This window comes from Natronococcus amylolyticus DSM 10524 (assembly GCF_000337675.1).
In the GTDB taxonomy this organism is placed as follows: Archaea; Halobacteriota; Halobacteria; order Halobacteriales; family Natrialbaceae; genus Natronococcus; species Natronococcus amylolyticus.
The window spans coordinates 136923-157358 of the sequence record NZ_AOIB01000036.1; the positions used below are offsets into that span (position 1 = coordinate 136923).

A 20436-nucleotide genomic window follows, 5' to 3' on the forward strand; every position below is an offset into this window, starting at 1 on the left:
AGGCGCGGGTGAGCGTGGCGGAGCGCTCGAGGGGGTAGATAGTGAGGGTGCGTGAGGTACAATAGGTGCCTGAGCCAGCTACTTCATCTAGCTTAGGTGGGCCAGGTACAATAGGCGAGCCGAGCGTTGGGTTAGCTGGGATCGGTTCGAGGGGTACCACGAGACCGAAGAGCAGGCGGATGAATTCGAGGTGAAGATCGAGGAGACCGACGATCTGACCGACAAAGAGATCGAAACCGTCGAGGAGACGGTCGGCGAGCGACGCCGAAACGCTTACTCTCGTTCCCACCGTCCGTGGGAGTATGCCGACGGTAGACTCGAAGGGGCGGATCGTCCTCCCGAAGGAGGTCCGAGAGCGGTTCGACATCGAGCCTGGAACCGAGGTGGAGGTTAGCACCGAGGACGGGAAGGTAGTCGTCGAACCCGAGACCGATCCAGAGGTGGTCCTCGAGCGACTGGATGCGCTCGTCGAGGAGGCCACAGCCGACCGGACCCGACGCGACTACGAGGATCTCGACGCCCTCGCCAGGGACCACGCGGAGACGATTCGCCGACAGGCCCAACGAGTAGACGACGATGGAGAGTGACGGACCGTACCTCTTCGACGTCGGCGTCGTCGCCCTCGCCCACGCCGGAACGCCGGTCAGCGAATCCGCCCTCTCGCCGCTCCGGGACGCGATAACGGGCGAAATCGACGGCGTCGTTCCGTACGCCGCGGTCGTCGGCGCACACCACGTGCTCTCGTCGTACTACGGTTTTTCGAACGAACGGGCGTCGGAACTTATGCGGAACCTGATGGATGCGAGACGCGTCCACTGGTACGACGAGATGCCGGAAGACGTCGTCCGCTCGGGATTCTCGCTCGCCGGTGCGCTGAATATCGAGGGGTGGGACGGCTACTACGCGGAGGTCGCTCGCTCCGAGGGAATCAGCACGATTCTGACGCTCGACGACGACTTCGATGCGGTCGAGACCGTGACGGCAGAGGTCGTCCTCACCCCCGAGGAGTTTGCCACGCTCAACGAGTGCCTTGGATACTGAACCGAGCGCAGTAGGCGAGGCACAGCGCGCTCACACGCCCCGCCGCGGATCGTCGCTCGAGCCAAGCAAAATCCGATACACGACGTACCCCACGAGCAGCGCGAATCCGAACGTGGCGACGGTTTCGGCGAACCAGATGACGGCGTACAGCGCCCGCGTGAGGATCCGGACGGTGACGAGGCCGCCGAAGATCAGGGCGACGAAGGCGAGTCCGCCCAGCGCCGCGCCGATGCGTTCCATACCCGCCGTTCACGAACCGACGGGATGAACGTACCGTTTGCTCGCCGTCTCGAGGGTCACCCACCCGGATTTCACTTCCGGCGCGTTCCGGGAACGCTTTTTAAGCCCCCGACCGAAGTGCCGGTGATGGAACTCGACGATCATGCCGAGGAGCTCGCCTCCGACCTCGGTGTCGACAAAGAGGAGGTCAAATCGGACCTGCAGAACCTGGTGGAGTACAGCGTCCCGGTCGACGAGGCCAAACAGAGCCTGCGCCGGAAGTACGGCGACGGCTCGAGCGGCGGGGGCGGAACCCCCTCGGCGAAGAACGTCGCCGACATCACTCCCGAGGACGGGTCGGTTACCGTCACAGGAACCGTCCTCACGGCGGGCAAGCGCTCGATCCGCTACCAGGGAAGCGACCACGTTATCGTGGAGGGCCAACTGGCCGACGAGACCGGACGGATCGACTACACCGCTTGGGAGGACTTCGGCTTCGAGGCGGGCGACACGATCACCGCGGGCAACGCGGGCGTCCGCGAGTGGGACGGCGAGCCCGAACTCAACGTGGGCGAGAGCACCGCGCTCTCCTTCGAGAGCGACTCCCTCGAAATCTCTGACGAGATTTCCTACGAGATCGGCGGCGAGGCCGAACTCACCGACCTCGAGGCGGGCGACCGGGCCCGAACCCTCGAGGTCGCGGTTCTCGAGTGTGAACGCCGGACGATCGACGGCCGCGACGGCGAGACGGAGATCCTGAGCGGCGTCCTCGGCGACGAGAGCGGCCGACTGCCCTTTACGAACTGGGATCCGGTCCCCGAGATCGAGGAAGGCGCGTCGGTCCGCATCGAGAACGCCTACGTCCAGGAGTTCCGCGGCGTCCCCGAGGTCAACGTCTCGGAGTTCTCGGGAGTCTCCGCGCTCGAGCGAGAGATCGACGTCGGCAGCGACGCGACGACGATGGACGTCGGCGAGGCCGTCCGCACGGGCGGGATCTACGACGTCGAACTCGTTGGCAACGCGCTCGCGATCCGGGACGGCTCGGGACTCATCCAGCGCTGTCCGGAGTGCTATCGCGTGATCCAGAAGGGCCAGTGTCGAACCCACGGCGACGTCGACGGGATCGACGACCTGCGGGTGAAGGCGATCCTCGACGACGGGACGGGGACCGTCACGGCCATCCTCGACGACGAGCTGACACAGCAGGTCTACGGCGGGGACCTCGAGGACGCCCTCGAGGCCGCCCGCGAGGCGATGGATCAGGAGGTCGTCGCCGACGAAATCCGCGAGAACGTCGTCGGCCGCGAGTACCGCGTGCGGGGTCACCTCTCGGTCGACGAGTACGGCGCCAACCTCGATGCCGAGACCTTCGAGGAGAGCGACGACGATCCCGCCGCGCGTGCGTCGGCCTTCCTCGAGGAGGTGGACGCATGAGCGCGAACGACGACGAGAGCAGCGAGGAGATTCCGGGACGGGAGATCGCCTACCGCCTGTTCGCCGCCGAGTACGACGACGCCTCGCTCTCGTACGCCGAAAGCGACGAGGAGCGAGCGCCCAACTACGTGATCACGCCGACGGGTGCGCGGCTCAACCGCGTGTTCGTCGCCGGCACGCTCACCGAGGTCACGTCGGTCAACGACGAGATGGTGCGGGCCCGCGTCGTCGATCCGACGGGCGCGTTCGTCGTCTACGCCGGCCAGTACCAGCCCGACGAGCTGGCGACCCTCGAGTCGATCGAGCCGCCCGCGTTCGTCGCCGTCACCGGGAAGGCCCGAACCTTCCAGCCCGACGACGCCGACCGGGTTTACACCTCGATCCGACCCGAGTCGATCGCGACGGTCGACGCCGACACCCGCGACCGCTGGGTCGTCAGCGCCGCCGAACAGACCCTCGAGCGGATCGGCGCCTACGCGGCCGCGACGAGCCTCGATGCGGACGGCGACGTCCTCGCAGATGCGCTTGCCGAGGAGGGCGTCGAATCCGGCCTCGCCGACGGCATCCCGCTCGCGATGGACCACTATGGGACGACGCCGGACTACCTCGCCGCGCTCCGCGACTGTGCGCTCGAGGCCTGCGAGGTCGTCGCGGGCGAGCGTGACCAAGTGGGCGGCCTCGCGCTCGACCCCGACGGCTCGAGTCCGGAGTACGGTGCGACGTTCGACTCGCTGGCGGCCCTGGGGTCGATCGAGCCCGACGAATCCGCCGTCGCGACCGCTGCCGAGGACGACGCTCCCGACCCCGCCGAGGTAACTGCGGGCGAGGACGAGCCGGAACCGGTGGCGACGGCCACGGCCGACGAGTTCACCGCGAGCGAGGACGTTCCGACCGACGCCGCCGGCGAGGACCCGGCGTTCGACGCCGACGAGTCCGACGCGGTGTCCACCGAGACCGACGCTCCCGACCCGAGCGAGGTAACCGCCGGCGAGGACGAACCGGAGCAGGTGACGACAGCGACGGCCGACGAGTTCGCCGCCGCTGAGGAGGTGCCTGCCGACGCAGAGACGAACGTCGAAGGCGAGACCGACATCGGTAGCGACGACCCGTCCGCAGAACCCGAAGCCGCGACCGAGACCGACGATCTCGAGTTCGACGACGTCGAGGCCGACGAGTTCGGAGCCGACGACGAGCTCGAATCGCCGTCCGCGACCGACGAGAGTGACGACGACGAGCTCGGCGACTTCGACGGCGGCGGGATGTACGAGATGGACGACGACGAGCGCGAACAGCTCGAGGAGGAGTTCGGCGCGGAGTTCGCGACGGGAACGGAGGTCGACGACCCCGGCGAGAACGATATCGATGTCCCCGAGCCGGACACTGACACCGACGCCGGGACTGACGAGGAACTCGGTGAGGCCTCGGACCTCGAGTCGGAGACCGAACCGGATCCCGAGCCCGAACCCGAACCGGAGACGGATGCCGTCTCGAGTGCCGACGAGCCGGACGCCGACAACGAGACCGACACGGACGACGACGAGGAGCCGGCGTCGGTCGACCTCGAGGCGGCAGTCGTCGAGACGATGTCCGAACTGGACGACGGCGACGGCGCGGACCGATCCACGGTCGTCGAAACCGTCGCATCCGAGACCGGCGTCGACGAGGACACCGTCGAGGACGCCATCGAGGAGGCCCTGATGGGCGGGCAGTGTTACGAACCCGCCGACGGAACGCTGAAGGCGATCTGATCGGACGATGGGGGACGACGCGAGCCGCCCGGAGCCGGCCGTCGAACCCGTTCCCGGCGAGCCGGCCGCCGTCGCGACGGTCGGCGACGAGCGCGCGCTGTTGCTCGCGGACTACCACGCCGGCTACGAGGCCGGCCTGCGCGTCGAGCGCGGCGTCGACGTCCCCAGCCAGGCGCCGGACCGCCGCGAACGACTGCTTGCCCTGCTCGAGCGAACCGGCGTCGACCGGCTGGTCGTCCTCGGCGACCTGATGCACTCGATCGGCGACCCCGGCGGCGCCGAGCGCGGCGAGCTCGAGGTGCTGTTCGAGTCGCTCCCGTCGACGGTCGAGGCGACGGTGGTAAAGGGGAACCACGACGGCGGGATCGAGGACTGGGTCGGGGACGCAACGGTGGTTCCGGGCGCCGGAACGGCGATCGGATCGGTCGGCGTCTGTCACGGCCATACCTGGCCCGCGCCGTCAGCCCTCGAGACGGACGTACTTTGTCTGGGCCACGAACACCCCTGCGTGCGCCTCGAGGACGAGGTCGGCGGCAGCCAAGTCGAACCGGTGTGGCTCCGCGGTCGGCTCGATCCCGAACCGTTTCGGGACCGAGCGGAGTACGCGGCCCTCTCCTGGTTCGACGGAGGAACGCCCCCGCGAGTGATCGTGCTGCCGGCGTTCAACGACCTCGTCGGCGGCACGTGGGTGAACGTTCCGGGCCAGTCCTTTCTCTCACCGTTTCTCCCCGACGGGCTCGCGGCGGGCGAGGCGTACCTGCTCGACGGCACCCGACTCGGCCCCTACCGCGACCTCTAGCAACGTCGATCCCAGCGACTGGGAACGCCCGGAACGGGTAGTACCGATCCGCCGCAAACGACCGCTATGAGCGACGCTGCTACCCGAGCGCTCGAGCGCCCGATCCGTCTCGTCGGGACCCGAACGACGACCCTCGACGGGACCGACCTCGCCGCGCTCGAACACCGGAGCCGCGAGATCGAGATCGTCTGTGCCACGGGCGACCGGTTCACCGAACGCTGGCGGGGCGTGCCGATTCCGACCCTGCTCGAGTCGGCTGCGCCCTCGCCGGAGACGACCCACCTGCTCGTCGACTCCCGGGACGGGCTCCGAGCCTGCGTTGCCGTCGAGGACGCCCTCGAGGGGCTGCTCGCGGTTGCGAAGGGCGGCCGACCGCTCTCGACGGTTGGGGACCACGTGACGCGGTTCGTCGCGCCCGGCGTCGACGGCGTCCGGACGGTCAAGGGCGTCGCGCGCGCCGAGGCGGCGACGCTCGCTCCCGGTGAGGATCCCGAGTCATACGAACGATGGGGGGAGTCGGCGGACAAGCACCCCGGCGGCCAGCGCATGTAGGCCGAATCGCCATCCCTCGGCCGCGGAAAGGATGGCGTATGTCGCTCGAAACGTACCGACTCGAGGTCCGAAAGTCAGATGCAGGGCTCGACGCCGACGTCTACGACAGCGAGGAACTGATCGCGGAGTCGACCCACATCTCCTACGACGACTTCGACGTCGAGAGTCCGGATCGCGACAGAGACGTCTCCCGGAGCGAGGAGGTAACGGCCGACGTCACGGAACTCGACGTTCAGGTCCAGCGAGACGACGCCGGCTTCGCGTTCGAACTGCTCGGCGACCGGGAGACGCTGGCGACGGTCCGAGTCGACGACAAGGAGTAGCCGCTCACGCGCGTTCCGTTTTCGATCTGATCTCGTCGCCCTCCCGCCACTGGTAGTAGCGATACTCCTCGCCGTCGACCGCCATCGTGGACACCGTCGCCCGCTCGGGGACGCCGCTCGGGTACGTGTCGTCGTCTCTGTCAGACGGGCGAGATTCCGCCCAGGTCGCCAGCGCGTCAGCGTGATCGGCGACGGACCGGATCGTCTCGGGGTCGGAGTCGGCGAGCGCTTCGAGGACCGTGCGTAGCTCCGGCTCGAGGTCGTCCGGCGGTGTCGGTTTGTCGGACGGCTCCATCGTCGGACCCGTTCGGTCGCGAACGTAAAAAACGCGAAGAATCGATCGTCGGCGGTTCGTCGTCGTCGCTCAGTACTTCTCGAGGTAGCGCTCGAGTTCCCAGTCGGAGACGTCGATGAGGTACTCCTCGAACTCCTGGCGCTTGGCCTCGACGAACTTCTCGGCGATGTGCTCGCCCAGGGCGTCGTAGACGACCTCGTCCTCTTCCAGGGCGTCGACGGCAGCGCTGAGGTTCGACGGCAGCGTCTCGATGCCGTACTCCTCGCGCTTCTGCTCGTCGAAGTCGTAAATGTTTTCGCGAACCGGATCGGGGCAGTCGAGATCGTTCTCGATCCCGTCGAGACCCGCGTGGATCATGGTCGCAATCGCGAGGTAGGGGTTACACGAGGGGTCGGGCGAACGAAGTTCGACGCGCGAGGCGGCGGGAACGCGGGCGGCCGGCTTGCGGATCAGCGACGAGCGGTTACGGTCCGACCAGGCGACGTACACCGGGGCCTCGTAGCCGGGAACGAGACGCTTGTAGCTGTTGACCGTGGGGTTCGCGACGGCCGTGATCGCCGGCGCGTGCTCGAGCAGACCGGCCGTGAACGCGTGGGCCTCGTCGCTCAGGTTGAACTCGTCGTCCTCGTCGTGGAAGGCGTTCTCGCCGTCCTCGGTGAACAGCGAGATGTGGGTGTGCATGCCCGAGCCGTTGACCTTCGGGATCGGTTTCGGCATGAACGTCGCGTGGTAGCCGTGCTGGGCGGCGATCGCCCGGACGACGGTCCGGAACGTTCCGACGTTGTCGGCCGTCGTCAGCGCGTCGTCGTACTCGAAGTTGATCTCGTGTTGACCCTGCGCGACCTCGTGGTGACTCGCCTCGACCTCGAAGCCCATGTCCTCGAGGCCGTAGATGATATCACGGCGAACGTCCTGGGCGAGGTCCTTCGGTGCAAGGTCGAAGTAGCCGCCGTGGTCGTTGGTCTCGGTCGTCGCGTGACCGTCCTCGTCCTCCTCGAACAGGAAGAACTCCGGCTCGGGGGCGGCGTTGACGGTGTACCCCATTTCGTTGGCGCGGTCGAGCGCCTGCTTGAGGACGTACCGCGGATCGCCCTCGAACGGCTCGCCCGTCGAGGTGTCGATCACGTCACAGATCATCCGTGCGGCGGCGCTGTCCTCCTTGTCTCTCCAGGGGAGGACGGCGAACGTCTCGGGGTCGGGCTTGAGGCGCATGTCCGACTCCTGAATGCGGACGAAGCCCTCGATCGAGGAGCCGTCGAAGTAGATCCCTTCGGTGAACGCCTTCTCGGCCTGGCGGGCCGGAACGGAGACGTTCTTCACCGTGCCGAGAATGTCCGTAAACTGCAGGCGAAGGAAGTCGACGCCCTTCGATTCGATCTGCTCCAGTACGTCCTGCTCTGCTGTGGTCAGGTTCCCATCTGACATTTTCTACTCGACTTCTCCAACGGATCCCACTATTAAAGCTCTACTGTTGTGGGCGAATATACTCGAGTCGAAACAGAGTTGGACAATCGTAAATTCAGCCCATCGTCAGACGGGGATCGGGTCGAAAGACGGCGGGGAATCGGAGGGAAAAGCTTCGAACGTCGAACCGATACCGACGATCACCGGTCCTTGCGGTGTTCCGAAGGCCCCATCGAGGCCCGCGCTCCGACGCCGACGCTCGCCCGCCAGACCGAGACCGAGGTCCTGACGACCCGGCTCCACGCCTCGACGGGGCTGGGATCGTCGTTCCCGCGTGGTCGCTCGTCGAGAACAGTTTCGCAGTCCGGACAGACGAGCGCGATCTCCTCGCCTCGCGGGTCGCGAACCCAGTCACCACCGATGGGGCTTGCGTGGTCGCACCTCCAGCAGTATAACATCGTCTTCCGCCCGTCGGGCGGCTTGCGGTCGTGGCTGATACTCATTGCGAGTCAGTAGGGAATCGACGCGTAAAGCCCCTTTTCTCAATGATCGTTCCTTCCACTGATTCGGGCGAATTTGTCACACGAACTCGTCCGTCAGCCGGTTTCTGGGTGACGGACGTTCACACGAATTCGATTCTTCCGCCCGAACGGTCAGCAGGCCTGTCGTTCACGTCGTGTCGACTTCGAGCGTCGACTACCGACGCTACCGGTTTCAGTCCCGAGCGTCTACCCGTGGTATGGACGAGTCAGCGAAACCGGCGCGCCTCGAGGACGGGACCGACCTCGAGGCGTTCGTCGACAAGCACGATGTCGCTCTCGTGGAGTTCTACACGAAGGGCTGCGAGCGGTGCAACGCGATGGTCCCGGTGCTCGGGAACGTCGCTCGCGTCACCGACGTTTCCATCGCTCTCCTCAACCCGGGCAACGACATCACGCTCGTCGATCGGTTCGACATCCGCTCGGTGCCGACGCTCGTGTTGTTCGAAGACGGCGAGGAGATCGGGCGACTCGCCGAGGGATTCGTACAGACTGACGCCGTCGTCTCCTTCCTCGAGGAGCGCGTTCCCGAGACCGTCGCAGAGTGAGGCCGGGAAGCTACGAGTCGTCCTCGGGCTCGAGTTCGTTCGGATCGACCTCGCCCGCGAGATACCGCTCGCCCAGGTCGCTGATGTCGTACATCCCCATCGCGTGTTTCGTTACGAGCCCGTACTTTGCGAGTTCGCGACACCGGTAGGCAACCTGGGGGGCGCGGGGCTCGACTTCCTCGGCGAGCTGGTCGGGCATGAAGAGCTCCTCGTCCTGGAGCAGTCGGAGGAGCTCCTCGTCGACCGGATGCATCCATTCTGGGCTGTCGTCGGTCATCGCTATCTCGAGATCGGTCGCCGAAGGCGGTAAATGGTACGGAGTTCCCCGTCGCCGATCGAGCGAACTCGAGGGCGGCTGCGTGTGGCGTGGGTTTCGGACCGGGACTACGGACGTCGAGAGACCGCAACGGCGATCGCAGCCAGCGCGACCACGGCGGCGCTGACGCCGAAGCCGGGCAGTCCGTCGGCGTCGTCGCCAGTGCCGTTGTCGCTCGAGTCGTCGTCGTCAGTTCCGTTGTCGCCCGCCGCGTCGTCTCCGTTGACACCGTCGTCGTCGCCGGCATCGTCCTCGGACGACTCGTTCGACTCGGAGCTGTTCTCCGTGGTCGACTCGGTCCGCTCCTCGGGTTCGTCGCTCGAGTCGTCGACCTCGCCCGCCAGCTGGAGCACGACGACGGCCTGTCCGTGTGAGCCGTCGGTCTTGTACGTCCAGCCGCCGCCCGCTTCCTCGTAGGACTCGGCGTCCTCGAGCGGATCGACGTCGCTGTCCCAGGCCTCGTGTGCCTGCTGGATGTAGCCGGCGACCTCGATGTCGTCGGCGTGGTCGCCGTCGATCTCGACCTCGCCGTACTCGATGGTTCCGTCCTCGGGCTGGCCGTGCATCTCGATGCAGTGGGAGTCCATGTAGCCGTCGCCCTGCGGGAGTTCCGCGTTCGTCCCGAACTGGTCGGCGTCGAGCGGTCGGTCGTAGTTATCGGTCAGTGAGTACTCGACGACCATCGGGTCCGCACCCGAGTGCCACTCGAGTTCGTCGCCGGTCGGTACGGTCGCGGTCGTGTTCGGGACGCTCTCGCCGACGATCGGCTCGCCCGCCTCGTTGAGCAGGGTCACGCAGATCTTCCCCGAGCCGTCCCCGAGGTACGGACTTCGGTACTCGTCCCGGGGATTGATGTAGCTGATCCAGCTTCCGTCGGGTGCGGCCGCCTCGTAGTACTCATCGCCGGGTTCCGGAACCGGCATCTCGGCGGCGGGCTCGGAGACGGTCGTCGTCGACGATTGCACCGCGTTCGTTTCGAGGGCGTCTCCGCTCGAGGCGTCGTCGGAGCCGACGGCGGCGGTCCCGCCGACGAAAAGCGCCGCGGTGAGGACGCCCGCGAGTACTACGAGGACGCCGAGGACGACGACGGTTCGGCCGTTGTGGCTCATCGGCTACCCCCTTCTCGCCGTCCGCTCGATCCCACTTCGGAGTCGATCATCGAACGAGGAAGCATATTCATACGAGATATTCTCGATTTGCTGAATTTCATCTAAACAGATGATATCGGAGATGCCTGTATACTATTCGGTCCCTAAACTGGCCTTAACTGCCTGATACAGCGGGTTAACCGGCTGCTAGCGGGCTTGCTCTCGCGGGCCGAACCGACTTGCCGATACCCCCGATAGAACACTCAATGAGTCTTCGACAGCTTCGCAGAGCGGAGTCGAACGATCAACCGGAGCCATCCGCGGCCGACCGATCGCTCGGCGCTCGAGCCGTCGGGCTGGCGATCGTCGGCGTCGGGGCCGTCCTGGCCGCCGATGCGATCGCCCGGCGTCTCGAGTCGAGCGGGCCGTCCGCCGTCGCCGACCGTGTACGGCACCGTCGGGGGCGGTCGACGCCTCGAGGGGAATCCTCGTCGGAGCGGGCCGACGACGAAGCCGAACCGGTCGACGAGGATCGGCTGAACGCGGACGTCGCCGACGAGCGACGCCCGGGCGAGGCGATCGACAAGTGGGCGACCGAGAACGTTCAGGAGGAGCCGGCGACGCCGGGTGAAATAACGGTCGACGAAGACGTCGCCGAGGAGCTCCGCGAGGAGTGACCGTCGAAATTTCGGACCGCGAGTCGCACGGAGAACGTGGCGCTTATCCGCCCTACGTCCGTAGACGCGCCGATGACTGAGGGAGACGTCGCCGCCTTCACGCACCTCGGCTCGACGGTCCGCGGGGCGCTTTCCGAGCGCGGGTTCTCGACGCCGACGGCACCCCAGCGGCTGGCGATTCCGCCGCTGTCGGCCGGCGAGAACACGCTCGTGATCGCGCCGACCGGGAGCGGCAAGACCGAGACGGCGATGTTGCCCGTCTTCGACCATCTCGTTGCGGACCGTCCCGAGGGGTTCGGGGCGCTCTACGTCACGCCGCTGCGGGCGCTCAACCGCGACATGCGCGAGCGCCTCGAGTGGTGGGGCGAGTACCTCGATCTCGAGGTCGCGGTCCGCCACGGCGACACCACCCAGTACCAGCGGAGCAAGCAGGCCGAGGACCCGCCCGACGTTCTGGTGACGACGCCCGAGACCCTCCAGGCGATGCTCACCGGCGAGCGGCTGCGGGAGGCGCTCGAGGACGTCTCCCACGTCGTGATCGACGAAGTCCACGAGCTCGCGGCCTCGAAACGCGGCGCACAGTTGGCGATCGGACTCGAGCGACTGCACGATCTCGCCGGCAACATGCAGCGGATCGGCCTCTCGGCGACCGTCGGCGATCCCGAATCGGTCGGACAGTTCCTGACGGGCGGTCGGGCCTGCGAGATCCGGGAGATCGATGTCGGGAACAACGTCGACGTAACGGTCCGCAACCCCGAAATCACCGAGGAGGACGAGAACCTGTCCGGCAAGCTCGTTACCGACGCCTCGACGGCGAGTCACGTCCGACTGATCCGGGACCTCGTGGACGAACACGAGTCGACGCTGATCTTCGTCAACACGCGACAGACCGCCGAGGCGCTGGGTTCGCGGTTTACCGAACTCGACTTGCCGATCGGGATCCACCACGGCTCGCTCTCGAAGGAGGCCCGAATCGACGTCGAGGACCGGTTCAAGGCCGGCGAACTCGACGGGCTGCTCTGTACCTCCTCGATGGAGCTGGGGATCGACGTCGGTCGGGTCGACCACGTCATCCAGTATCAGAGTCCCCGGCAGGTCGCCCGCCTGCTCCAGCGGATCGGTCGCGCGGGCCACCGCCAGGACGAGGTCTCGAGCGGGACCATCGTGACGACCCGCCCCGACGACACGTTCGAGGCGCTGTCGATCGCCCGCCGGGCCCGCGACGGCGAGGTCGAACCCGCCGCGATCCACGAGGGCAGCCTCGACGTCGTCGCCAACCAGCTACCGGCGTTCGTCCAGAGCCGCGGCGACACCCGCCTCGAGGAGGCCGTCGAGACGATCACCCGAGCGTACCCGTTCCGGGACGTCACCGAGGAGACGATCCGCGAGATCCTCGGCGAACTGCACCGCAACCGGATCGTCTGGTTCGACGAGAGCGAGGATCGCCTCGAGACCACCGGCGGCACCTGGCAGTACGTCTACGCGAACCTCTCGATGATCCCCGACGAGGAGACCTACGAGGTCCACGACATCGCCTCCGGGGGCCAGATCGGCACCCTGGACGAGCAGTTCGTCGTCAACTTCGCCCAGCCCGGCGAGGTGTTCATCCAGCGCGGCGAGATGTGGCGTATCGCCGAGATCGACGACGACGAGGGCCGGGTGAAGGTGAGCCCGATCGAGGACCCCGCCGGCGAGGTCCCCTCCTGGATCGGCCAGGAGATTCCGGTTCCCGCCGCGGTCGCCGGCGAGGTCGGCGAGATTCGCGCCGTGGCCGAACCGCAGCTCCGGCAGGGTGCCGACGCCGTCGCGGTCGGCCGCGAGCTCGCAGGTCGGTATCCCGCCGACGAGTACACGCTCACCGAGGCCTGCTCGCAGCTCGCAGATCACGTCGAGAGCGAGGCGCCGATGCCGACGGTCGACCGGCTCGTCCTCGAGCGCCAGGGTCGGACGCTCGTCCTCAACGCCCCCTTCGGTCACAAGACGAACGAAACGCTCGGCCGGGTGCTCTCGTCGCTGCTGGGCCAGCAGGCCGGCTCCTCCGTCGGGCTCGAGACCGATCCGTACCGAATCGAACTCGAGGTGCCGACCTCGATCGCGACCAGCGACGTGCTGGCGGTGCTCGAGGACACCGACCCCGACCACGTCGGCACGATCGTCGAACTCGGACTCAAGGGGTCGGACGCGCTGGCCTTCCGGCTCGCCCAGGTCTCGGCGAAGTTCGGCGCGCTCAAGCGCTGGCAGGGCTCCGGTCGGATGTCGAACGGGCGCCTGCTGAAGGCTCTCGAGGACACGCCGATGTACGACGAGTCGATCCGTGAGCTGTTCCACGAGGATCTGGACGTCGCGCACGCGGGACGCGTGCTCGAGGCGATCCAGTCGGACGAACTCGAGCTGGCCACTCATCGCGGCCACACCGCCGTCGGGATGGGGGGTCGCTCGTCCGGAAAGGAGCTGCTCGCACCGGAGAACGCCGACGCGAGCGTGATCGAGACCGTCAGGGAGCGCATCCGTGACGATCGCGTCATCCTGCTGTGTACGCACTGCCACGAGTGGAAGGTGAAGACGAAGGTCCGCCGCGTCGCCGACCAGCCCGAGTGTCCCGACTGTGGTTCGACCCGGATCGCGTCGCTGAACCCGTGGGCCGACGAGGTCGTCCAGGCGGTTCGGGCCGAGGAGAAAGACGAGGAGCAAGAGGAGATGACCAAACGAGCGTTCCACAGCGCCAGTCTGGTCCAGAGCCACGGCAAGCAGGCCGTGATCGCGATGGCCGCCCGCGGGGTCGGTCCGCACAACGCGGCCCGGATCATCAGCAAGCTCCGGGAGAACGAGGCCGACTTCTACCGCGACATCCTCTCGAAGGAACGCGAGTACGCCCGCACGCAGTCGTTCTGGGACTGATCGACCGAGACCCGAACACGACGAACCGGTCGTCCGTTTCCGGCAACGGCCTTATCCGCAAACCGGCATGATTCTCCACCTATGGACTCGGGGCCTCCCGACGAGCCAGTCGACAACGTGACACAGCCGACGCGGCCGACCGGGAGCCGTCTCTCGCTGCTCGAGGCCGCAGACGTACCGAGCGTCCAGCTGGCGAAGTCGGGAACGATCGACGACGTCACCGAGGCATTCGCCTCCCTGTCGGGCTACGACCGCTCGGAACTGATCGGACGGCAGTTCTCGGCGCTTCTCGATGAGGGGAGCGCGTCGCTCGAGAGGACAGTAGCGGAGGGAAACCGGGTATCGCCGTCGACGACGGGTTCACTGCAGACTCGCGCGGAGACCGTCGTCGACGTCGAGATCCGCCTCGAGCGGGTGCCGACGAGCGAGTCCGACTCGGAACCGGGTGCGATCGCGATCGTCGATCCGCGGCCGACGCGGGAAACGACGGCCGAGCCGACCTACGGACGGACGTTCGAGGCGCTCGCCGATGCGCTGCCCGACGGGATCATCGTCCTCGATGCGGACAGCCAGATCCGGTACGCGAACCCCGCAGTCGAGCGGATCCTCGGCTACGACCCCGAAGCGCTCGTCGGCGCGAGCAAGGTCGATATCATCCCGCCCCGGCTCCGCGAGCGCCACCTCGAGGCCCTCAAGCGCTACCTCGAGACCGGGGAACGGAACCTCGACTGGACCTACGTCGAACTCCCGGGTCAGCACCGCGACGGCCACGAGGTCCCCCTCGGGGTCTCGCTCAACGACTTCTTCCACGACGGCGACCGATACTTCGTCGGCCTCTTCCGGGACGTCTCGCCCCGAAAGGAGGTCGAGGAGACGCTGACTGCGAAGGTCGCCCAGCTGGAGTCGGTCGCCTACCTCAGCCGATACGCCCTCGAGAACGGGGACGTCGACGAGCTGCTTGCGAAGGCGACCGACCTCGTCATCGCGGCGCTCGACGTCGAGTGCTGTGCCGTCCTCGAGACCGACGCGACCGGCTCGCGGAGTCACGACGCGAGCTTCCGCGTCCGGGCCACCACCGGCTGCGGCGACGCGCTCACCGAGGGCGAAACTGCGTCGCCGTCGCCGGCCGACTCGCTGGCCGCCGCCGCACGTGACGGGGACGGCCCGATTGCGGTCGAATCGTTCGAGACCGACGATCGCTTCGACGGGACGCCACTGCTGTCGAACCGCGATGTCCGCAGCGGTATCGGTGTCGCTATCGGACCGGCCGCCGACTCGTGGGGTATCCTCGCGGCCTACGACGACCGGCCCCGGGAGTTCGCCGATCACGACGTTGACTTCCTCGACAGCGTCTCGACGATCCTGGCCACCGCCCTCGAGCGTCGGCGCTACGAGCGTCGGCTCAACGAGATGGTTCGGGAGCTCGAGGCCTCGAACGAGCGCCTGGAGCAGTTCGCCTACGCGGCCTCCCACGACCTTCAGGAGCCGTTACGGATGGTCTCGAGCTACCTCGGTCTGATCGAGAGCCGCTACGCGGACGACCTCGACATCGACGGCAAGGAGTTCATCGAGTACGCCGTCGACGGCGCCGACCGAATGCGCGAGATGATCGACGGCCTGCTCGCCTACTCCCGGATCGACTCGCAGGGCGACCCGTTCGAGCCCGTCGACCTCGAGGCCGTCCTCGAGGACGTGCTGACGGACCTGCAGGTGATGATCGAGCGACACGACGCAGAGATCACGGCTGAGTCGCTGCCGACCGTGCAGGGCGACACCAGCCAGCTTCGGCAGTTGCTCCAGAACCTCGTCTCGAACGCGATCGAGTACAGCGGCGACGAGCCGCCCCGCGTCCACGTCGGCGCCGATCGCGCCGGGGACCGGTGGGAGATCGCGGTTCGCGACGAGGGGGTCGGGATCGACCCCGACGAGCAGGAGCGCGTCTTCGAGGTGTTCCAGCGACTACACGGTCACGATGAGTGCGAGGGGACGGGGATCGGGCTCGCGATCTGCCGTCGGATCGTCGAGCGCCACGGCGGGCGAATCCGCGTCGACTCCGGGCCCGGGGAGGGCGCGACGTTTACCTTCACGCTTCCCGCGACGGAATCGTGACCGCGTCGATCGTCCGAACTGTCCGTAACGACCATACGACTCGCTCGCATGGCTCGAGGTATGAACTTCGCTCCCGGGGCCTGGAAGTACGCGCTTCCGCCCCTTCTCGCCGCACCGTTCGCGTTGCTGTTCAGCGTCGCGGCCAGCGTCGCAGCCCTCCTCGCGGGGGTCGCGACGCTCGCCTTCTTCCGCGACCCCGACCGAAACCCGCCGCCGACGGGGGTCGTTGCACCCGCAGACGGGACCGTCTCGGTGTTGCGCGAGGAGGACGATCGCGTTCGCCTGGGGATCTTCATGAACGTCTGGCACGTCCACGTCGTCCGGGCGCCGTTTGAGGGCCGAGTGACCGACGTCGAGCACGTCTCCGGCGCGCATCGCCCGGCGTTCTCGAAGGAGTCAGAACGAAACGAGCGGGTCCACGTCGAGTTCGACGCCGACTCGCCCCACCTCCCCGATCTCGAGGTCGCCGACGACACCGACTCGAGTGCCGGCCGGAACGGGGCGGCGTCGACGGTTACGTTCGTCGCTGGCGCGTTCGCCCGCCGGATCTTCCCCTACGTCGAACCCGACGACGACCTCGAGCGCGGGCAGCGTCTGGGCCACATCGCCTTCGGCAGTCGCGTCGACCTCGTTTTCCCTCCGGGCGTCGATCGTGAGGATATCACCGTCGAGCCGGGCGACTCGACGACTGCCGGCGAAACCGTCGTCGTCGAACCGGCCGAGGACGCACTGCTCGAGACGGGACTCGAGAGCTCGGAGTACGAATCCGACGATGGAGACGCCGCGGCCGCACCCCCGTAGCGAAACGCCTACTTCGAAGGATCGGTCGACCGCGGGTCGTCCAGAACCTCCGTCGCGTCGTTCATGGCGCGAAGGTCGGGTTCCGCGCAGGAACAGCACTTCCCCTTCTCGTTTCCGATCGGCCGTATCTCGCCGTCGGCGCCGATCCGGACGGCGATAGCGTCACCGCAGCGCTCGCAGATCGCCGCTGCCCGTTCGACCCCGTTCTCCGAGTCAGTCATCACAATCACCCTCTTGATTGATCATCACGATTGTACCGATTCGGTAGGGAGCCGGAAAACGATCCTTTCGGCTATTCCAGGCGATATAAAACGGGGAGCGTTTTCCGGTCACGCCGCGACGGTGACGAGCGTCTCGGCGGGGCGCCGGCGGATCGAAAACGGCCTCAGCCGGATGCGGTCGTCTCCTCCCGCGCTGCCTCGAGGTGGCGCCGCTCGATCAGCACCTCGTCGGCCCGCTCGTTGGCCTCCTCGGGGTCGTAGGCGGTCGCGACCTCGCGGATCGCCTTCATCGACGCCGTCCGAACCAGCGCCTCGAGGTCGGCGCCGGTGTACCCCTCGAGTTCGGCCGCCAGCTCCGCGAGGTCGACGTCCTCGGCCAGGGGCTTGTCGCCGGCGTGGACCGCGAGGATCTTCTCGCGGGCCTCGAGATCTGGCTCACCCACGAGGACGTGCGTGTCGAGCCGGCCCGGTCGAAGCAGGGCGGGATCGATCTGGTCCTTGCGGTTCGTGGCGGCCAGCACGACGAGATTCGGGTTCTCGCGCATCCCGTCGAGTTCCGTGAGTAGCTGGGAGACCACCCGCTCGGTGACCTCGTTCTGACCCGCACCCCGTGCCGCGGTGATGGCGTCGATCTCGTCGAAGAAGACGATCGACGGCGCGGCCTGGCGAGCCCGCTCGAACACCTTCCGGATCGCCTTCTCGGACTCGCCGACGTAGCGGTCGACGATCTCGGGGCCGTCGACCCGGACGAAGTTGACGTCGGTCTCGCCGGCGAGTGCGCGGGCGAGCAGCGTCTTCCCCGTTCCGGGCGGGCCGTACAGCAGGACGCCCGAAGGGGGTTCGGTGTTCGTCTCCTCGAACAGTCGATCGTAGGTCAGGGGCCACTCGACGGACTCCCGGAGCGTCTCCTTTGCGGCCTCGAGCCCGCCGACGTCCTCGAAGTCGGTGTCGGGCGACTCGGCGACGTACTCGCGCATCGCGGAGGGCTCGACGGACGCGAGGGCGGTGTCGAAGTGGGCCCTCGTCACCTTCGGATCGCGGTTCCACTCCTCGCGGTCGTCGGCGTCGGCGGGTCGCTCGCGGATCGCGGCCATCGCGGCCTCGCTGGCGACCGCGTCGAGGTCCGCGCCGACGAACCCGTGCGTTCGGCGGGCGATAGTGTCGACGCTGACGTCGTCGGCGAGGGGCATCCCGCGGGTGTGTACCTCGAGGATCTCCCTGCGGCCCGTCTCGTCGGGAACGCCGATCTGGATCTCGCGGTCGAAGCGACCGCCCCGACGCAGGGCGGGATCGATCGCGTCGACGCGGTTCGTCGCCCCGATGACGATTACCTCGCCGCGGGCGTCGAGCCCGTCCATTAGCGTCAACAGCTGGCCGACGATGCGGTTCTCGGCGCCCTCGTCATCGCCGCGAGCGCCCGCGATGGAGTCGATCTCGTCGAAGAAGATGATGGTCGGCGCGTTCTCGCGGGCGCGCTCGAACACCTCCCGGAGCTGTTCCTCGCTCTCGCCCTTGTACTTCGACATGATCTCGGGTCCCGAGATCGTCTCGAACGAGGCATCCACCTCGTTCGCGACTGCGCGGGCGATTAACGTCTTTCCCGTTCCTGGAGGCCCGTACAGCAGGACGCCGGAGGGCGGTTCGACGCCGAGCCGCCGGAACAGCTCGGGTTCCGACAGCGGGAGTTCGATCATCTCCCGGACCTGCTCGAGCTCCTCGTCCAACCCGCCGATGTCCTCGTAGGTCGGCCCCGTCGTCCCCTCCGCCGAGACCGAGTCGCCCTCCGCGCTCTCGCTCGAGGCGCCCGAACTCGCCTCTCGAGAGCCGTCGCCGGCCGCGCTCGCCCGCGCGTCGGGGCCGACGATCCGAACCGTGGTCGTACTCGAGATCCGGACGTCGCCGCCGGGAGTCGTGTCGACGACGGTAAACGGGTTCTGGCTGACGCCCTCGATCCGGATCTGCTCGCCGGCTCGAACGGGCCGGTTCCGGAGCTTCTTGGCGGCGTCGCGCTCGGCGACCTGCCGCTCCCCGTCGGTGATCGACGGCGGGGGTGACAGCGTGACTCGCCTCGCCTCCTGAATCGTGGACGTGTCCTTCGGCCGAACCGCAACCGTGTCGCCGACATGGACGCCGGCGTTCGCACGCGTGTCGCCGTCGATCTGGATCGCGGTTTCGGGGACCGACGGATCGGCGGGCCACATCTTCGCGACCGTGGTCTTCTCGCCCTCGATCACGACCGTATCGCCGCTCAAAACCCCCAGCTCCCGGCGCGCTCGTTCGGGGATCCGCGCGACGCCGCGGCCGGCGTCGCGTTTCTCGGCCGCCCGAACCGATAGCCCCACTGCGTCAGCGTCGGACCCGCTCATGAAGGGTGATTTCGCGTCCGTGCTCTTGAGAATTGTCCTCGAGCCGACGGAACCGTCGGTCGATGCCGGAGAAACGCCTTTGGGGGTCCGTATCACAGGTTCGGGCATGGTGGTCCAGACCGAACGGGACGACGCCACCTGGTTCGAGTGTGAAACCTGCGGACTGCTGTTCGACGAGCAGTCCGACGCGACGGAACACGAGAAACACTGCGACGGCAGCGATCCGTCGTACATCCAGTAAACTGGACTGGCGTCCGTCCGAGCCGCTGACGGCGAGGGTCGGCTACTCGAGACGGTCGCGGTGGTCGGCCGCGAGCTCTCGAGCCTGCTCCAGCGTATGCGTCTCCGCCCAGCGGACGCGGTCGCCGTCTCCGTAGGCGAGCGCCGTCTTGAGTTCGTCCCGCAACACGCCGTGATCGACCGCGAGGACGGTTCCGGAGCCGTCGCCGAGTTCGTAGACGCCGGGGCGGTCGGGCGCCCGGGCGACGGCGTCCCGATCCAGCTCCCGCCAAGACTTCTGTAGGGGCATCAGTCGACCGCCTCGACGAGTTCGTAGGCGTGTTCGCTCATCTCGTCCTCGGCGAAGACGAAGACGCGGCCGTCGACGACCGACGGCTCCGCCTCGACCTGGATCGCGTAGGCCGTCGTCGACACCGTCACGCCCGGGAACAGCACCTCCTCGTCGTCTCCCTCGAGCATCACCCGGCCGACGCCGGTCGACTCGAGGATCTCCGCCTGGGTGTTGCGGTCGTTGATGTAGGTCATGACGCCCTCGACGCCGTCGGGATCCGTGACCAGGACGTGGACCTCCTTTCCGGGCGGTGTCTTCACCGTCCGCTCGACGGGTTTCGGCGGGCCGTGGTAGAAGACGTCCCGTCCGTCGAGGTACTCGACGACGACGCCGCCCTCGACGAAGTCGACGCCGATCGTGCTGGGTGCGACGTTGCTTCGCTGGCTCATACGTCAGGTTCGGTCGGGCGGGAGAAAAACCGTACGTTCGCGGGTCCGGTCGCCTCCCGGAGACCGAACCGGAGCCACTACTCGCCGTGATCGCCAGC

23 protein-coding genes are annotated in these 20436 nt (G+C 67.5%); 13 read left to right on the forward strand and 10 right to left on the reverse strand.

Annotation, left to right across the window (positions count from 1 at the left end):
- The first annotated feature begins 302 nt into the window (after positions 1 to 302).
- The gene (locus tag C491_RS18020) at positions 303 to 587 is read left to right on the forward strand and encodes an AbrB/MazE/SpoVT family DNA-binding domain-containing protein (RefSeq protein ID WP_005558971.1); all 285 of its coding nucleotides are present in this window, start codon (positions 303 to 305) and stop codon (positions 585 to 587) included.
- Entirely contained in the window at positions 577 to 1041 is a 465-nt protein-coding gene (locus tag C491_RS23530) for a type II toxin-antitoxin system VapC family toxin (protein ID WP_005558973.1), read from the forward strand. Before C491_RS18020 ends, C491_RS23530 begins: the two co-directional genes overlap by 11 nt.
- Before the next feature lie 30 nt (positions 1042 to 1071).
- Here C491_RS23530 and C491_RS18030 read toward each other — a convergent pair whose 3' ends face one another.
- The gene (locus C491_RS18030; protein WP_005558974.1) at positions 1072 to 1281 is read right to left on the reverse strand and encodes a hypothetical protein; all 210 of its coding nucleotides are present in this window, start codon (positions 1279 to 1281) and stop codon (positions 1072 to 1074) included.
- Positions 1282 to 1407: 126 nt separating this feature from the next.
- Between C491_RS18030 and C491_RS18035 the strand changes: the two genes are divergently transcribed.
- The 5 genes from C491_RS18035 (at position 1408) to C491_RS18055 (ending at position 6116) form a co-directional block, all read left to right on the forward strand.
- Positions 1408 to 2694 (forward strand): Single-stranded DNA binding protein, encoded by a 1287-nt coding sequence (locus C491_RS18035; protein WP_005558976.1) that lies wholly within the window; start codon positions 1408 to 1410, stop codon positions 2692 to 2694.
- Positions 2691 to 4442: an RPA family protein gene (locus C491_RS18040; RefSeq protein WP_005558977.1), complete on the forward strand. Its 1752-nt coding sequence runs from the start codon at positions 2691 to 2693 to the stop codon at positions 4440 to 4442. The genes C491_RS18035 and C491_RS18040 overlap by 4 nt, the downstream gene beginning before the upstream one ends.
- A gap of 7 nt (positions 4443 to 4449) precedes the next feature.
- Complete coding sequence (locus tag C491_RS18045) at positions 4450 to 5241, forward strand: metallophosphoesterase (protein ID WP_005558979.1); 792 nt, start codon at positions 4450 to 4452, stop codon at positions 5239 to 5241.
- Positions 5242 to 5307: 66 nt separating this feature from the next.
- Positions 5308 to 5793, forward strand: coding sequence for a molybdopterin-dependent oxidoreductase (locus tag C491_RS18050; RefSeq protein ID WP_005558980.1), 486 nt, complete (start codon positions 5308 to 5310; stop codon positions 5791 to 5793).
- Positions 5794 to 5831: 38 nt separating this feature from the next.
- The gene (locus C491_RS18055) at positions 5832 to 6116 is read left to right on the forward strand and encodes a hypothetical protein (protein WP_005558982.1); all 285 of its coding nucleotides are present in this window, start codon (positions 5832 to 5834) and stop codon (positions 6114 to 6116) included.
- Between the two features lie 4 nt (positions 6117 to 6120).
- Here C491_RS18055 and C491_RS18060 read toward each other — a convergent pair whose 3' ends face one another.
- The 3 genes from C491_RS18060 to C491_RS18070 all read right to left on the reverse strand — a co-directional run bounded on the left by C491_RS18060 (position 6121) and on the right by C491_RS18070 (position 8318).
- The gene (locus C491_RS18060; protein ID WP_005558984.1) at positions 6121 to 6411 is read right to left on the reverse strand and encodes a hypothetical protein; all 291 of its coding nucleotides are present in this window, start codon (positions 6409 to 6411) and stop codon (positions 6121 to 6123) included.
- Between the two features lie 69 nt (positions 6412 to 6480).
- Positions 6481 to 7836 (reverse strand): type I glutamate--ammonia ligase, encoded by a 1356-nt coding sequence (gene glnA, locus C491_RS18065; protein ID WP_005558986.1) that lies wholly within the window; start codon positions 7834 to 7836, stop codon positions 6481 to 6483.
- 179 nt (positions 7837 to 8015) lie between these two features.
- Entirely contained in the window at positions 8016 to 8318 is a 303-nt protein-coding gene (locus C491_RS18070; RefSeq protein WP_005558988.1) for a hypothetical protein, read from the reverse strand.
- 236 nt (positions 8319 to 8554) lie between these two features.
- Here C491_RS18070 and C491_RS18075 point away from each other — a divergent pair, with 236 nt between their 5' ends.
- The gene (locus tag C491_RS18075) at positions 8555 to 8902 is read left to right on the forward strand and encodes a thioredoxin family protein (RefSeq protein ID WP_005558991.1); all 348 of its coding nucleotides are present in this window, start codon (positions 8555 to 8557) and stop codon (positions 8900 to 8902) included.
- A 10-nt stretch (positions 8903 to 8912) separates the two neighbouring features.
- On the opposite strand, the gene C491_RS18080 is transcribed toward C491_RS18075, so the two are convergent.
- Together C491_RS18080 and C491_RS18085 are read right to left on the reverse strand one after the other, a co-directional pair.
- Positions 8913 to 9179 (reverse strand): hypothetical protein, encoded by a 267-nt coding sequence (locus tag C491_RS18080; RefSeq protein ID WP_005558992.1) that lies wholly within the window; start codon positions 9177 to 9179, stop codon positions 8913 to 8915.
- 107 nt (positions 9180 to 9286) lie between these two features.
- On the reverse strand, positions 9287 to 10327 hold the full coding sequence (locus tag C491_RS18085; protein WP_005558993.1) for a hypothetical protein: 1041 nt from the start codon (positions 10325 to 10327) through the stop codon (positions 9287 to 9289).
- 245 nt (positions 10328 to 10572) lie between these two features.
- Here C491_RS18085 and C491_RS18090 point away from each other — a divergent pair, with 245 nt between their 5' ends.
- The 4 genes from C491_RS18090 (at position 10573) to C491_RS18105 (ending at position 16791) form a co-directional block, all read left to right on the forward strand.
- The gene (locus tag C491_RS18090; protein ID WP_005558994.1) at positions 10573 to 10983 is read left to right on the forward strand and encodes a hypothetical protein; all 411 of its coding nucleotides are present in this window, start codon (positions 10573 to 10575) and stop codon (positions 10981 to 10983) included.
- Between the two features lie 72 nt (positions 10984 to 11055).
- A complete protein-coding gene (locus tag C491_RS18095; protein ID WP_005558995.1) occupies positions 11056 to 13881 on the forward strand; it encodes a DEAD/DEAH box helicase in 2826 nt (941 codons plus the stop codon).
- An 81-nt stretch (positions 13882 to 13962) separates the two neighbouring features.
- Positions 13963 to 15990, forward strand: coding sequence for a PAS domain-containing sensor histidine kinase (locus C491_RS18100; RefSeq protein ID WP_005558996.1), 2028 nt, complete (start codon positions 13963 to 13965; stop codon positions 15988 to 15990).
- Positions 15991 to 16050: 60 nt separating this feature from the next.
- The gene (locus tag C491_RS18105) at positions 16051 to 16791 is read left to right on the forward strand and encodes a protein sorting system archaetidylserine decarboxylase (protein ID WP_005558997.1); all 741 of its coding nucleotides are present in this window, start codon (positions 16051 to 16053) and stop codon (positions 16789 to 16791) included.
- Between the two features lie 8 nt (positions 16792 to 16799).
- On the opposite strand, the gene C491_RS18110 is transcribed toward C491_RS18105, so the two are convergent.
- Both C491_RS18110 and C491_RS18115 read right to left on the reverse strand, forming a co-directional pair.
- On the reverse strand, positions 16800 to 17012 hold the full coding sequence (locus tag C491_RS18110) for a hypothetical protein (RefSeq protein ID WP_005558998.1): 213 nt from the start codon (positions 17010 to 17012) through the stop codon (positions 16800 to 16802).
- Positions 17013 to 17176: 164 nt separating this feature from the next.
- Positions 17177 to 19378: an AAA family ATPase gene (locus C491_RS18115; protein WP_005559001.1), complete on the reverse strand. Its 2202-nt coding sequence runs from the start codon at positions 19376 to 19378 to the stop codon at positions 17177 to 17179.
- A 106-nt stretch (positions 19379 to 19484) separates the two neighbouring features.
- Between C491_RS18115 and C491_RS24065 the strand changes: the two genes are divergently transcribed.
- Positions 19485 to 19619, forward strand: coding sequence for a DUF7128 family protein (locus tag C491_RS24065; RefSeq protein ID WP_005559003.1), 135 nt, complete (start codon positions 19485 to 19487; stop codon positions 19617 to 19619).
- Positions 19620 to 19661: 42 nt separating this feature from the next.
- On the opposite strand, the gene C491_RS18125 is transcribed toward C491_RS24065, so the two are convergent.
- Together C491_RS18125 and C491_RS18130 are read right to left on the reverse strand one after the other, a co-directional pair.
- The gene (locus tag C491_RS18125) at positions 19662 to 19907 is read right to left on the reverse strand and encodes a DUF7508 domain-containing protein (protein ID WP_005559005.1); all 246 of its coding nucleotides are present in this window, start codon (positions 19905 to 19907) and stop codon (positions 19662 to 19664) included.
- Positions 19907 to 20338 carry a DUF5796 family protein gene (locus tag C491_RS18130; protein ID WP_005559007.1) on the reverse strand — a complete coding sequence of 144 codons (432 nt, stop codon included), beginning with the start codon at positions 20336 to 20338 and terminating at the stop codon, positions 19907 to 19909. The genes C491_RS18125 and C491_RS18130 overlap by 1 nt, the downstream gene beginning before the upstream one ends.
- Between the last annotated feature and the right edge of the window lie 98 nt (positions 20339 to 20436).